This is a genomic window from Salibacterium qingdaonense (assembly GCF_900114715.1).
Taxonomy (GTDB): Bacteria; Bacillota; Bacilli; order Bacillales; family Marinococcaceae; genus Salibacterium; species Salibacterium qingdaonense.
On sequence record NZ_FOTY01000001.1, the window covers coordinates 282,317 to 296,615 of the forward strand.

General features: G+C 49.0%; 12 protein-coding genes. 8 read left to right on the top strand and 4 right to left on the bottom strand.

The annotated features are described in order from the left end of the window. Positions 1–2: 2 nt before the first annotated feature. Positions 3–1,169, bottom strand: coding sequence for a uroporphyrinogen-III C-methyltransferase (gene cobA / locus BM058_RS01300; protein WP_090925224.1), 1,167 nt, complete (start codon positions 1,167–1,169; stop codon positions 3–5). Positions 1,170–1,375: 206 nt separating this feature from the next. On the opposite strand from cobA, the gene BM058_RS01305 reads away from it, so the two are divergent. The 5 genes from BM058_RS01305 (at position 1,376) to BM058_RS01325 (ending at position 5,906) form a co-directional block, all read left to right on the top strand. Continuing rightward, the gene (locus BM058_RS01305) at positions 1,376–2,095 is read left to right on the top strand and encodes a hypothetical protein (protein ID WP_090925225.1); all 720 of its coding nucleotides are present in this window, start codon (positions 1,376–1,378) and stop codon (positions 2,093–2,095) included. Between the two features lie 217 nt (positions 2,096–2,312). Beyond that, on the top strand, positions 2,313–4,055 hold the full coding sequence (locus tag BM058_RS01310) for a carbon starvation CstA family protein (protein WP_090925226.1): 1,743 nt from the start codon (positions 2,313–2,315) through the stop codon (positions 4,053–4,055). A 21-nt stretch (positions 4,056–4,076) separates the two neighbouring features. Next, a complete protein-coding gene (locus tag BM058_RS01315; protein WP_170841186.1) occupies positions 4,077–4,343 on the top strand; it encodes a cory-CC-star protein in 267 nt (88 codons plus the stop codon). A gap of 13 nt (positions 4,344–4,356) precedes the next feature. Further along, positions 4,357–5,298 carry an ArsA family ATPase gene (locus tag BM058_RS01320; RefSeq protein WP_090925227.1) on the top strand — a complete coding sequence of 314 codons (942 nt, stop codon included), beginning with the start codon at positions 4,357–4,359 and terminating at the stop codon, positions 5,296–5,298. A gap of 71 nt (positions 5,299–5,369) precedes the next feature. Then, a complete protein-coding gene (locus tag BM058_RS01325) occupies positions 5,370–5,906 on the top strand; it encodes a GNAT family N-acetyltransferase (RefSeq protein WP_322787865.1) in 537 nt (178 codons plus the stop codon). Here BM058_RS01325 and BM058_RS01330 read toward each other — a convergent pair. Together BM058_RS01330 and BM058_RS01335 are read right to left on the bottom strand one after the other, a co-directional pair. Beyond that, positions 5,898–7,208 carry a hemolysin family protein gene (locus BM058_RS01330; protein ID WP_090925229.1) on the bottom strand — a complete coding sequence of 437 codons (1,311 nt, stop codon included), beginning with the start codon at positions 7,206–7,208 and terminating at the stop codon, positions 5,898–5,900. The two genes, BM058_RS01325 and BM058_RS01330, sit on opposite strands and share 9 nt — an antisense overlap. Before the next feature lie 97 nt (positions 7,209–7,305). After that, a complete protein-coding gene (locus tag BM058_RS01335) occupies positions 7,306–10,554 on the bottom strand; it encodes a DEAD/DEAH box helicase (RefSeq protein WP_177195376.1) in 3,249 nt (1,082 codons plus the stop codon). A gap of 150 nt (positions 10,555–10,704) precedes the next feature. On the opposite strand from BM058_RS01335, the gene BM058_RS01340 reads away from it, so the two are divergent. The 3 genes from BM058_RS01340 to BM058_RS01350 all read left to right on the top strand — a co-directional run bounded on the left by BM058_RS01340 (position 10,705) and on the right by BM058_RS01350 (position 13,524). After that, positions 10,705–11,325 (top strand): HD domain-containing protein, encoded by a 621-nt coding sequence (locus BM058_RS01340; RefSeq protein WP_090925231.1) that lies wholly within the window; start codon positions 10,705–10,707, stop codon positions 11,323–11,325. Positions 11,326–11,563: 238 nt separating this feature from the next. Beyond that, positions 11,564–13,018, top strand: coding sequence for a SulP family inorganic anion transporter (locus tag BM058_RS01345; protein ID WP_090925232.1), 1,455 nt, complete (start codon positions 11,564–11,566; stop codon positions 13,016–13,018). A gap of 86 nt (positions 13,019–13,104) precedes the next feature. Continuing rightward, complete coding sequence (locus tag BM058_RS01350; protein WP_090925233.1) at positions 13,105–13,524, top strand: universal stress protein; 420 nt, start codon at positions 13,105–13,107, stop codon at positions 13,522–13,524. Between the two features lie 40 nt (positions 13,525–13,564). On the opposite strand, the gene cudC is transcribed toward BM058_RS01350, so the two are convergent. After that, positions 13,565–14,131 (bottom strand): choline uptake/conversion transcriptional regulator CudC, encoded by a 567-nt coding sequence (cudC, locus tag BM058_RS01355; protein WP_245736761.1) that lies wholly within the window; start codon positions 14,129–14,131, stop codon positions 13,565–13,567. Positions 14,132–14,299 lie beyond the last annotated feature (168 nt).

Genomic DNA, 14,299 nt, shown 5'->3' on the forward strand with positions numbered 1-14,299 from the left:
TTTTACATGGTTGCTTTTCTTTCCAAAGTTCCGGACGTTTTGTGTTCATCTGCCAGAAAAATACCGGGCCAGTTCTGCGGCGACTCCAGGGGCAGCAAAGGAAGCATGGGCGTGAACGTGCTGGATATTGTCCCGGTGGCGGTCATCCAACAGGTAAGTGGCTGCGCTTTTGCTGTCCTGTTTTTCAGACAGTCTTCATATAACTGCTGCCCTTCCTTTGTAGAAGGAAAGACCATGTGGCGGATAAATCCTTCTTCCAAAAGACGGTTCATAATGATCTTTGTATTTTCTGATTCATGAAAATCTTCTGATATTACGGAATGGATATATACATCCATTCCTTCTGTTTTCAGCTGTTCATATACGGCCCTTTCGGCATTGGACTGGGGGAAGGCCAGGATTCCTCCGGCAGCTGATGGATGGAACCATTTACAGTCCTGGTGATATCCTACAGCGTTTCCGACAAAGATAACCGATGGATTAGTGATGTTCTGTTCTGCGGCCATGGCGGAAATAGCATGAAGTGGCCCACTGACTGTCCGCTGCCGGTGGTGGGAAGCCCACTCTACAATTAATACTTCCGTGTCCCTGTCTTTCCCGTACTCCATCAAGCGGGTGGTGATGAAGTCGAGGCGTTTCACCCCCATATACCAAATGAGCGTATCACTGGTTGCGGCAAGGTTTTCCCAATCTGCTGATGTTTCTCCGGAGGGCCCCTGACCGTGGCCGGTAAGCACCCGGAAACCGTGGGCATAACGCCGATCGGTCAAGGCAGCTCCAGCATAAGAACTGGCCGCACTTGCGGCAGTAATACCGGGGACAATTTCATAGGGAATGCCGCGCTTTTTCAGATCTTCCATTTCCTCTGTCACCCTTCCGAAAATGGCAGGGTCCCCTCCTTTCAGCCGGACCACTTTTTTTCCGCGGCGGGCGTGAACGATCATTTCCTGCTGGATGGTTTCCTGTCCCAGCGTATGAGCACAGGGCTTTTTGCCGCAGTAAATCAGTTTTGCGTCCCTCGGGGCGTGCAGCAGCAGGGCGGGATGTGCCAGTCGGTCATACAGAACCACATCGGCCTGCTGGAGGCACTCTGCCCCGCGGAGAGTAAGGAGGCCGGGGGAGCCGGGCCCCGCGCCGACAATATGAATGGTGCCCTGCGATTGTTCCATGGATCGGATATCCCCCTTTATCTAACTTTAATATGTATTTTGAGTGTATATTATATAGAGAGTACGTTGTACAAAAACGATAGGTAATCTGACACACTTTCTCATGAAAGTCAGAGGGGAAGGGGACAGCCTTATAAGAACGGGTTTATCCGGAAGGCATCCGGGGAATGCAGGGGTTGGCATACAACGATTAAAGGAGAATATTCATGGCCGTTGACACAATATTACTTGGGGCACTATATTTGGTTGTCCAATTGTTTGCGAATAAAATCATTTCCACCAGTACTATCGGACGCTTCAAGTGGCTCTCCTTTTCCGGCGGGGTGGCAGTATCTTATGTGTTTGTGTATGTACTGCCGTCGCTTCATAAGCAGCAGGATAATCTATCGAAGGATTCCGGCCTGACGATGGAATCGGAGTTATACATATTGGGGCTTGTAGGGCTTTTGGTGTTTTACGGCGTTCACAAAGCGGCCGAACGGGCTTCCCGCAAACACGCAAAGGGAGAAGGAAGCTTCTTTTGGATTCAGATTGCATTTTTTGTCGTGTATAACATGCTGATCTCCTATCATATATTTGCTTCTGATATTAAGGGAATAGAAGCTGTATTTTACGGCATTGCGGTCGGTCTGCACTTCATGGCGGTGTCCCATGACTTGTGGAGGGAGGACGCGGCGCGTTACGAAAAACTCGGCCGCTATCTGCTGGCTGCAGGCATTCTGGCCGGCTGGGCTGTCGGAGTGTTCGCCCCGATGCCGTCTTATATGCTTGGTATCGTGTTCGCCTTCATCTCAGGCGCGATGATCATGAACGTACTGCAAAAAGAACTGCCTTCTGAAGAAAATGCCCATTTCCGCACCTTTCTTGGCGGCGCCGTCGGTTACACAGCGTTAACCATCGCACTCAAACTGTTTTTCAATTGGTAGGATTTCGGGACTGACAAAACATTCGCGCCTGTCATGAAAGGCAGGCGCGGATGTTTTTTAATTGAATGTAAGTGTATAGGACTTATGTAATAATTTTCAATAAACTATCGAGCGGGAATTCGTTTTTTCTTATAATGAATGTGTACTTGAGGAGTTACATATTTTTCGTTTGTTTTGAAATCGCTGACAATAAAGGAGAAAAAGGAGGAAGTGTAAGATGCCGGCTATTGTGTTGGCTGTATTGGGGCTGCTCATCTTCGCTTTGGGCTATCGTTATTATTCCAAATTCATCGCCGAGCGGATTTACCGTCTGGACCCGGATTTTCAGACTCCGGCTCATCAGTTTAGGGACGGGGTAGACTTTGTACCGACGAATAAATGGGTTGTCTGGGGTCACCACTTCACATCTGTTGCAGGAGCCGCTCCGATCGTAGGTCCTGCGGTGGCTGTATACTGGGGATGGCTTCCTGCGTTTTTGTGGGTGGTGCTTGGTACTGTATTCGCAGCTGGTGTGCATGATTTCGGGACGCTTGTATTGTCCGTCCGTAATAAGGGAAAGTCCATAGGAACACTGGCTGAAAATATTATAGGACGTCGGGCGAAACTATTATTTCTGTTTATTATCTTAATTCTATTATTAATGGTTAACGCTGTCTTTGCCTGGGTGATTTCCAACTTGTTTATATCGTTTCCGGCAAGTGTGCCGGCTGTTTTTATCCAGATTCCACTTGCACTCTGGATTGGGTATACTATTAACAAAAAACGAAAAAAGATGCTCGTTCCGTCATTGATTGCGCTGGCAGTAATGTATGTGACCGCGGTTGCGGCAAGCAACATACCGGCCTTGCAGATTGATCTTGTTTCCTATTTCGGAGGGGAAGGTTCTGATGGATTGTTTGGTTTGGGAGCGGTTTCTACAGCCTTCCTGATCTGGATTGCCATTTTGATGGTGTATGTGTATATCGCATCTATTGTTCCTGTATGGAAACTTCTACAGCCGCGGGATTATATAAATTCCCATCAATTAGTGGTGGGACTTGCAATATTGTATCTCGGTCTGTTGTTCAGCTGGCCGCCGGCAGAAGTAACGGCGCCTGCTGTGCGGGAAACAGCGGATGTATCATGGTTCCCTCTGCTATTTATCACCATTGCCTGCGGAGCTATTTCGGGATTTCACGGTCTTGTGGCTTCCGGCACTTCTTCGAAACAGTTGAACAAAGAGACGGACGCACGATTGGTCGGTTATTTTGGGGCAGTCGGAGAAGGCACCCTTGCTTTAATTACTATTTTGGCAGTGACGACATTCTTCGCGACTCAGGGCGATTTTCTGTCCAATTACGGAAGCTTTGATGCTGCTAACGCGGAAGGATTGAATTTCTTTGTAAGCGGCGCCGGCCAGCTCGGAACCGCTCTCGGTCTGCCGGAAGGAACGGCCCGAACGATTGTGGCAGTAATAGTGGTCAGCTTCGCAGCGACTACCCTGGATACATCGGTACGACTGATGCGTTATATCATTTCCGAGCTGGGACAGGAGTACCAAGCGCGCCTTTTGACGAAAAAGCACGTCGCAACCAGTGCTGCCGTCGGAGGGAGTGCTCTTCTGGTGCTGCTTCCAGGGGACCGGGGTTTTGGTTCCGGCGGTTATCTGCTGTGGCCGTTATTTGGCACAACCAACCAGCTTCTGGCTGCGATTAGTTTAATGCTTGTCTCTATCTGGCTGCGCTGGAAAGGGCGGAATTTCCTTTATACGTTAATTCCTATGATTTTCCTGTTGTTTATGACAATCTGGGCCATGGTCAGCCAGGTCGTATTCGAATGGTCCTGGCTCGGACAGGGTGATGCGCAGCTCGTACTGTTTGGTTTTGGAGCATTGATACTGGGATTTGCTGTCTGGATTCTATGTGAAGCAGTGACACTCTTTCAAAAAGACAGATCCCGCAGTCAATCGGACCAAAAATGATGCAGGAAGGAGTGTGGCACATTGACAGATAAGAAAAAAGGACTGAAAGAATTGTTGTCGTTTTATGAAGAGGTGCTCAGTCTTCCGCACCGCTCGGAAATAAAGCGGGAAATCCGGGATGAAGATGACCTGTTTCTACTGCTTTGTTTTTCCGAACTGCTCGGCATTCCCAACCCCGTTTCCTATTATACGATGGAGCTTTACCCGGAAATGATCGAGCGTTTTCATGACTGGCATCTGCGGATGGGAATGGAAAAATCGCCGTTAAATGGAGTCCGCTGCTGTTAAGGAGATGAAAAAGATGGATAAGCTTTACCAGAATGAGATTGTGTTTTTCGGAGGGAAAGGAGGTGTCGGAAAATCAACTTCTGCCTCTGCTTTTGCCCTTTCAGCTGCGGAAAAAGGGAAGGACACCCTGCTCGTTTCGACGGATCCAGCCCATAACCTGGGAGATATTTTTGATACATCAGTTGGTGATGAAGCCCAGTGGCTTTCCGATCGCTTATGGGGAGTGGAAATCAGTCCTGAACAGGAAGCGAAACGATATATTAACGGAGTGAAGGGCAATCTGAAAGGGCTTGTGAAATCACATATGGCTGATGAAGTGAACCGGCAGATTGATATGGCGGCTGTTTCTCCCGGAACGGAGGAGGCGGCTTTGTTTGACCGAATGGTAAACATCGTACTGGAAGAAACCAAAACGTACGATCTGATTATTTTTGATACTGCTCCTACCGGGCATACCATTCGTCTTCTTTCCCTGCCGGAACTGATGGAATCCTGGATTGAGGGGATGCTTGAGCGGCGGCAGGCTGTAAATGAAAACTATTCCCAGTGGCTTCACGACGGGGAGCCGGTGGATGATCCTATTTACCGGACACTCATGGAGCGCAAAGACCGTTTTTCAAGGGCAAGGCAAATATTGCTCAATAGAAAAAAGACCGGTTACGTATATGTGCTGACTCCGGAAAAACTCCCTATCGCAGAAACAAAAAGGGCGCTGCAGCTTTTGGATGAGGCGCAGATGAAGGTAGATACGCTCATCGTGAATAAATGCATGCCCAAAGCAGAAGAAGCCGGCTCCTTTTTCGCGCAGAGGCGCAAGCAGGAAGAAGTGTACAGAAAGCAGATTGAAGAACAGTTCCCGAGACAACGTAAATTGTATCTGCCGCTTCTCGGAGAAGACGTATCTTCAAGAACAGCCTTGGAGACGGTAACAGAGAATTTTCGCGGTGCCTTGTAAATAAGAACTTGATTTCGTGTACTATCTGCCTTATGATATTTCAATAATCATCTGCGAATGGGGAATGGATTGTGGAATTTATACCGTTTAGCAAAGAGCATTATGAACAGCTGAAAAGCTGGATTCCGGATGGCAGCTTTCTCATGCAGTGGGGAGGACCTGAGTTTTGCTTTCCATTAAATAATAAGCAGTTGGATCGTTATGTAAATGGAGACGATCAGCCCGGACTGGAACGCATTGTGTACAGCGTTATGGAAGAACAAGCTGTCATCGGCCATATTTCCCTTGGTGCTGTCGACCGTCAAAACCGGTCGGCAAGAATAGGCAAAGTTCTGGTTGGAGACAGGCATTCGAGAGGTCGGGGAATTGGTCTTCAAATGATGGAGAAACTCTGCAGCATCGCATTTGACGAGATGAAGCTGCACCGAGTCAGTCTGGGAGTGTGGGACTTTAACGAAGCTGCTGTACGCTGTTATGAAAGGGCAGGCTTTGTCCATGAAGGACGGAAAAGAGATATTCGCATCGTGCGTGGAGAATACTGGTCTATTTACGAAATGAGTATGCTGGAATCAGAATGGGAAGAGAAAAAGAAAGCCTTCTTACGTTGAAGGGCTTTCTTTTTTTGCGGCTTCGATCGATTTAATCTGCCGCCCCATCAGTTCCCTGGGGATAAAGGTCCAGTCACGGTGGGTGACGCTTTCGTCTTTTTGAATATCGGGTTTCACAGAAAGAAGCCATCCTCCAAGGGTATCGACCGGCTTTTCTTCAATGTCGAGTTCCAGTTTCTTGTTCATTTCCTCAAGAAGCACTTTCCCGTCCAGTAAATACCTGGATTTTTGTTCGTTCATCGGTTGAATCAGCGCCTCTTCATGAATGTCCAGTTCGTCCCGCATCTCACCGACGATTTCTTCCAGAACATCCTCCACCGTAATAATACCGGCGGTGCCGCCGTATTCATCAAGCAGCACGGCCATATGGGTTTCTTCCTGCCGCATCGTAACGAGCAGCTCTGTGAGGGAGGTGGATTGAATGACCTGGACCACCGGACGCACGCAGGCAGAGAGAGAGAGCGGTTCACCCGGGGAGGAAGCGCGTGCACCAAGAACTTCTTTGGCATGAATCAAACCGATGATGTCGTCTTTATCTTCCCGGATAACAGGGTACCGTGTGTAAGGTTGTTCCGACAGCAGCCGGACGGTCTCCTCGATCGAATCCTCTATAGATACCGTGATCATCTCGGTGCGTGGAATCATGATTTCTCCGGCAGATCGGTTGTCAAAGGCGAAAATCCGATTCACAAAGTCGTATTCGGCTTTGTTGATTTTGCCTTTTTCCAAACTCTGCGACAAGATGATACGCAGTTCTTCTTCTGAATGCGCGGTCTGGTGTTCAGAGGCCGGCCGGATGCCGAAAAGCCGGGTGAGCATGCGGGCGGAGCCGTTCAGCAGCCAAATAAAAGGGTACATCAGTCTGTAAAACCAGATAATAGGTTTGGCAAACGTTAAGGTCAGTGCTTCCGCCTTTTGAATGGCAAAGGTTTTTGGAGCCAGTTCCCCGATAACAACATGCAGGTAAGTGACAAGGATGAAGGCCAGGACGAAGCTGATGATGGACGAGGCTGCTTCTGGAAGCGGAAGGGAGGCAAGAACCGGATGGAGGATCCGCTCCACGGTCGGTTCCCCGAGCCACCCCAGCCCCAAAGCGGTGATAGTGATACCAAGCTGGCAGGCGGACAGGTATTCATCGAGACCATCCATCACTTTGATGGCTGCGTCGGCTTTTTTGTTTCCATCAGCTTTCATCTGCTCGATTTTTGAGCTGCGGGCTTTGACGATAGCGAATTCGGTCGCGACAAAGAAAGCGGTCAAAAGAATGAGAAAAATGAGTAGTATGATATTAACGTAAAGCATGGGCCACCCTCCGTTTTCTATGTTTTGTCCCTGCGGGTATTTTCATTTTTATAGTGTGGCTCATTTTCGCGATTTTACCCGTAAAAAAGAGAGCCGCTTAAAGATTAAGCAGCTCTCGTACGTCTTCTTCGGATAAAGAGGACAAGTTTGTTTCGCCGGACTGAATGACCTGATCAAACAATGCCTTTTTTCTGTCCTGCAGCTGTTGTATTTTTTCTTCAATAGTACCCTGGGAAATCAACTTAATGACCTGAACGGCCTTCTCCTGCCCAATCCGGTGCGCGCGGTCGGCAGCCTGCGTTTCCACCGCCGGGTTCCACCATAGATCAAACAAAATGACGGTGTCCGCACCGGTGAGATTCAGTCCGGTACCGCCTGCTTTGAGCGAAATAAGAAATGCCTCTTTCCCGCCGCTGTTAAACTCATCAGTCATCTGCACCCGCTGCTTTCCGGGTGTGCTGCCATCCAGGTAAAAATAGGAATAGCCCTTTTCATCAAACGCGCTTTTAATAAAGGTGAGCATCGACGTAAACTGCGAAAATATGAGTACACGGTTTCCGTTTTCCCGCGCGTTCTCCATGACACTCATCAATTCTTCGAGTTTACCGGAGCCGCCGTGATATTCCTCGAGAAACATGCCGGGATGACAGCAGAGCTGACGCAGCCTCGTCAGGTTGGCGAGAATATTCATCCGATTCTGCTGAAAATTCCCCTGCCTCAACTGGCCGGCTGTTTCTTCCTTGATCCGGTTCAGGTAGGCAACGTATGTTTCCCGCTGTGTTTTCGTGAGTTCACAGTGCATGGTGGTTTCTATTTTGTCCGGAAGCTCGGTGAGCACATCGGATTTCGTTCGTCTCAGGATGAAAGGAGAAACCCGGTGCCGCACATTCTCTATTTCCATGTTTTTAAACGACTGAATATCCGGAAAAAGGCCGGGCATCAGAATGGCGAACAACGACCATAATTCATCGATTTTATTTTCAATCGGCGTGCCGCTCAGTGCAAATGTCTTTTCTGTCCGCAGCCGCCGGACGGATCGGAATGTCTTGGATGTGTTGTTTTTCAGAGCCTGCGCTTCATCTAGAATTAATCCGTGCCACGTCTTTTCTTCATACAGGTCCACGTCGCGGCGCAGCAGCGGATAGGACGTGATAAGGATGTCAGCCTGGTCCGCTGTTTCAAGCCGGTTCCGCCGCGCGGTTTTACTCCCTTCCACGAGACACACGGTCAGCTCCGGCGTGAACGTATCGGCTTCGTTTTTCCAGTTGTAGACAAGAGACGACGGCGCGGCTACAAGAAACGGCGGCGCGTCCGGGCGTTCCCGCCGCTCCGACAGAATATAGCTGAGGGTCTGCAGCGTTTTTCCGAGCCCCATATCATCGGCAAGAATACCGCCGAATCCGTAAGTCGATAAGGCTTTCAGCCACTGAAACCCGTTCTCCTGGTACTCACGGATCTCAGCCGGGATGCCTTCGGGAAATGGATATTTAAACTGTTCCGGTGTCTGAATGTCCTGAAGCAGTTTTTCCACACTGCTGCTTTTCTGCCAGTGCATGCCGGTGTTGAAGTGTTTTTCCGCCTGAAAGGCCCGGTAGGCGGGGAGACGGAGTGTACCCTCTTTCAAATCTTCCGCAGAAGAACCGGTGTCGTCGAGAAACTCCTGCATGCCCTGCAGCATGTCATTGTCCAGCGGCACGAACCGGCCGTCGGAGGTTTTATGATACGTGCGTTTTTCTTTGAGACTCTGCATCAGTTCATACAGTTGTTCATCGTTTAGATCGTCGGTCTGAAACGAGATATCGAGCCATCCGAACGATTCATCGAGCTCCGAATCCACCGAAAAACGTTCCGGGGAAATAAGCATGCCCTCGATGTCCCGGCTCATGAAAATAGCTGCTTTCTCTTTGAGAGACGGGAGAAAGCTGGTCAAAAAGTGATAAATGGACGTATCGCCGCTTAAGGATAACGTCCGGCCGTTCCAGTGAAATCCCGCGGATTCAATGTCGTGCAGAATCTCCTCTTCTTTTTGGGAATCGCGGATTAAAAGGGATGATTCTGCCGCAGCGTCCCGTTTTTCGGTGACTGCGTGAAGCGAATGCGGACCGTAGCAGAACAGCGGATCCGCCTGGATGGCACTGACGTCTCCGTCCAGGTAGATTTTTGCTTCGAGTGGATGGGATTCCACTGTATCTTCGACCTCCGGCTCCACTGTTAACCGGTTCTCTTCCTGAAGTGACGAAGCGACAGCCGCATACACCTGCTCCAGATCATGGTGATCCAATGGAAGCCTTCCATTGGGGGTGTCCATCAGCATGTGAAACAGCAGTTCCGTGTGGCGGTCATTCCCGCCATTCATTTCATACAGACGGTCGTTCCAGATATAGTAGGAAGTCTGGCTCACTTTTCCGGGAGGATGGTCGAAGGACGAATACGACAAATAATACTGCCCATTTTCCTGATTCAGCTGAAAGGTTCCGGGCCACTGCTCTTTGACGGTCAGCGGAACCATAGACCCAATGGACGGGCGGACGAGTACATTACTGCATGCAAGCAGTGCTTGGAGCACATCCGAGGCGGCAACGGGCGGGATGGTGATTTCGGAACGTCCTGAACGCTCGCCGAACATCAAACTCGTCTGCCGGTCGGTCCATTTCTGGTTATGGATAATCTGTTCCAGTTTTTGAATGACGTGAAGATCAGCTTCTTCAAAATAATGATAGGTCGGATCAAACGTGAACTTCTTCGTGAATGGCAGCAGAGAACGATCCCTCATGGCCGACAGCAGCGATTCGATATCTTTGACGACGTACAGCTTGTCGGTGCCGATCTTCATCTGAACGGAGAAATGCTGTTCCTGCGGCTGCATTCTATCTTTGTGAAAAGAGAGAATGAATTCGGTATGAAGAGCTTCGCCGACAGACTCCACCGACTGCATGCGCCCTGCAAAATAATCAACGAACAGTTTTTTCAGCGAAGCTGTTGCTTCCTGCTCTGTTTGTTTCGGCCGTACATTGGTGCGCTGCTCTCTCTTTTCCTTTGCCGCGGGAGCGGGTTCTTCCGGAACGGCTTTGGAGAGAAGTGCTGCGGCTATATGTTTACAGATGTCCATGCCCCCCTCAAAAGCCGGGCAGTTACAATCTGCTTCCTGCACCTCTCCGTCTTCATGAAACACAACGTCCACCGCATAGTCTTTTGTGCCGGCAACCATTACTTTCATCTTTGTGAAAGAACCGGCTGTATTTTCGCTGACAGGGGTGACCCGGTTCTCTCTCCAATAGGCCAGTCCCCTGTTATATATAATCGATCCGCCAAGTTCCTGGATGTATGACTTGGTCAAAAAACGCACCCTGATCCCTCCTTCTCGTAAAAAAACCGTACCAATCATTATAACATAATCATGACTTACAGAGGGGGAGGGAAAACGAAGGAAAAAAGAATGCTTTACAAGCTGGTGTCATCTGGTGAAAAATAGAAGAAAACAGGCGGAGGTGGTGCCATGAATACATCGTGGATACTCGAAGAGGCACAGAAAGAAGCTGCATCCTTTTTTGAACAGGCGGGTCCTTCGCATGACTACTGGCACACAGAGCGTGTCGTGTCCCGGGCGGTACATCTGGCTGAAGAGGAAAACGCCGACGCGTTTATATGTGAACTCACGGCCTGGCTGCATGACGTGGCCGACAAGAAATTGAACGAAACGGAAGAAAAAGGCCGCAGACATGTGCAGGAGTGGCTGCAAAAACACGTAGATGAACAGGAAACAGAGAACCATGTGATGGATATTATAAATACAATGTCCTTCCGAAATGGGAAAGACGCCGTGATGCATACGCTTGAGGGACAGGTGGTACAGGACGCGGACCGGTTGGACGCGGTTGGAGCAGTAGGTATTGCAAGAACCTTTGCCTACGCTGGAGAAATCGGGGAAACGCTGCACCGGCCGGACCTTCCGGGCGCGGAAAAACATAACACCGCCATCGGTCATTTCTACAATAAACTGCTGAGGGTGAAGTCCCTGATGAACACCCGCACCGCCGCCGATATTGCGGCTGGGCGGCAGAAGTTTATGATCGGTTATCTGGAACAGTTTTACAGCGAATGGGAGAACAAAGCCTGAAATGACACTCTTCCCCAAGGTGGAGTATTATTTTTGATAGATTAGACGAAAAGGCAAGAAACTAAGAGAAAATCGCATCTGCGACAGAGAAAATGACAAATGATGAACGCTTACATGGACATTGGGTCTTGTCTCTTTTTGTGATACAATCCGTTTGTTCACAACGGTCGCTTTTGTTCAGGACAAAAGCGGAAACATCGGGCGCTGCCCAATTTAACAAAAAAGGAGACAGGAGCTATTGAACGTAACAAAATTGAAACAGGAGTGGCTTGGGAATGTCCGCGGTGACATTCTTTCCGGTATGGTCGTCGCCCTGGCCTTGATTCCGGAAGCCATCGCATTTTCGCTTGTGGCAGGTCTTGATCCGATGATCGGGCTGTATGCTTCGTTTTGCATCGCGGTAGTTATTGCGGTTGTCGGCGGCCGCCCGGGAATGATTTCCGCTGCAACGGGAGCCATGGCGCTTATTATGGTAGGTCTTGTGGCTGACTATGGTCTGGAATATCTGCTGGCTGCCACGATCCTGACAGGCATCCTTCAGGTGATTTTTGGATGGACCGGGTTGTCACGGCTGATGAAATTTGTGCCCCGGTCAGTCATGGTCGGATTTGTAAACGCGCTCGCCATTTTGATTTTCTTATCCCAGGTCGAACATTTTCAGGGAGCCGGCTGGTTCATGTACGCCATGGTTGGTGCGACGCTCTTTATTATTTATTTATTTCCGAAAGTATCCAAGGCAGTCCCCTCCCCGCTGATCGCTATTATCGCGGTAACGGTGCTGGTTGTATCCATCGGAGCGGACGTGAAGACAGTGGGGGATATGGGAGCACTGCCTGACACCCTGCCGGTCTTTTTGATCCCGGATATTCCGTTTACGTTTGAAACCCTGCAGATCATATTCCCTTACGCGCTTGCGCTCTCGGCTGTCGGTCTGCTGGAATCGATGCTGACGGCGTCGATTGTGGATGATATGACTGATACCGAAAGCGATAAGGATAAGGAATCACGCGGTCAGGGATATGCCAACGTCGTGACTGGATTTTTCGGCGGTATGGCCGGCTGTGCCATGATCGGACAGTCCATGATAAACATGAAATCAGGAGGAAGAGGACGCCTATCTTCCTTAACAGCCGGCGTGTTTTTAATGTTTTTGATTCTCGTGCTCGGCGATCTTGTCGTACAGATTCCGATTGCCGCTTTGGCCGGAGTAATGATCATGGTCTCTATCAGCACATTTGACTGGAGTTCACTGAAATTGATCCCCAAAATGCCGGTAAGTGACTCGACTGTTATGGTTGTAACGGTTGCGACCGTTGTCGTCACACACGATTTGTCTAAAGGAGTTCTTGTCGGTGTTGTATTGAGTGCCATCTTCTTCGCCGCAAAGATTTCGCGGGTCAAAGTAACAGAGGCACTGGAAAGCTCGGCATCCTATAAGATCTTTCATGTAGATGGCCAGTTATTCTTCGCTTCTGTCACGGACTTCACAAAAAGTTTCGATTATGACGGGCAGGCTGATACGGTGGAAATCGACTTATCCCATGCACACATATGGGATGATTCCGCGGTTGAAGCTCTGGAGAAGGTGAAAGCCAAATTCAGGCAGAAAGGAACCGAGGTGGTTCTAAGCGGAATAAATCAGGAAAGCTCGAGGCTGTTACAACGACTTGACGGCCTGTCCTCTGGACATTAAGAAAGGTGCGCTGAAAAAGCGCACCTTTTTTTCACTTATAAAAAACGGTATGATGTAAGAAAACGCTGAAAAAGGGGAGAACCACCATGTACCAAAACATTCTGCTGGCAGCGGACGGGTCCGACCATTCACTCCGAGCTGTCCGGCACGCAATAGGTCTTGTCAGGGGGGAAGAAACGCCGCACATTGACGTTCTTTACGTAGTGGACGGTGACAAATCAAAGACCGATGTGCTCCATTACGGAAATACAGATGTCATTCAAACGAAACGAAAAGAACAACTGGTACCGGTGGAAGACGTGTTAAAGGAAGAAGAAATTCCTTATGAGATTCATCTGAAACACGGGGAACCAGGCCCGTCTATCGTGAAATTCGCTAATGAAGGGACGTATGACTGCGTCGTTCTTGGAAGCCGGGGATTGAACCAGCTGCAGACGATGGTGCTTGGCAGTGTCAGCCATAAAGTCGCCAAACGGGTGGAATGCCCCGTCCTGATTATCAAATAAATAAGAGAGAGCTTCCACACAGGGGATGCTCTCTCTTACGTCATGTTTCGTCTTCTTGTTCGGGGTCGATCGGAATCAAATCAAAGATTTCACCGGTTTCGATTTTTTCCACTAATTTATTCAGCCATTTGTAGTACGCTTTGGAATTCTCCATGATATGCCAGACTTCCTGTGCCTCCTCTTTCAGTTCCGGGGAGACGTTATCATCCTGTATGATACGTAAGAGTATATCCTGTGCTTCTTTAATAGAGTGGAGGTTGACTTTCGCCTCTCTTTCCCATTTCTGGGTGAAAAAGTTGGAGAAGAACTGGAAAAAGTCATGCTCCGCGACATAGGTCTGCTTTCTTTTACCTTTACGGAATGTTTTCTTGACGACGTTGAATTCCTGCAGTTTTTTAACCCCGGTGCTCATACTCGGCTTGCTCATGCCAAGTTTTTCGCGCATCTCATCCAGTGTCATATCACCTTCAAGATACATCGTTCCATACAGTGTCCCGGCACTCCGGGTAACCCCGTACAAATCCATCGTTTCAGCAATGGAATCCACAACGATTTCTTTGGCATGATCGAGGGACTCCCGGGCTTTTTCATCTGATGAGTAACCCAATCCCATCCTCCTTCATCTTTTTATTAAATTTGTTAAATATATTATTTGCTTTCATATCATAACGCAAAACGAGTGGATATCAAAGAAAAAATCCACCAAAATATATCCTCCCCTCCGTTTGACAATAAAAATACTGGGTGATAAATTAAACACATTCCAAACGTTAAA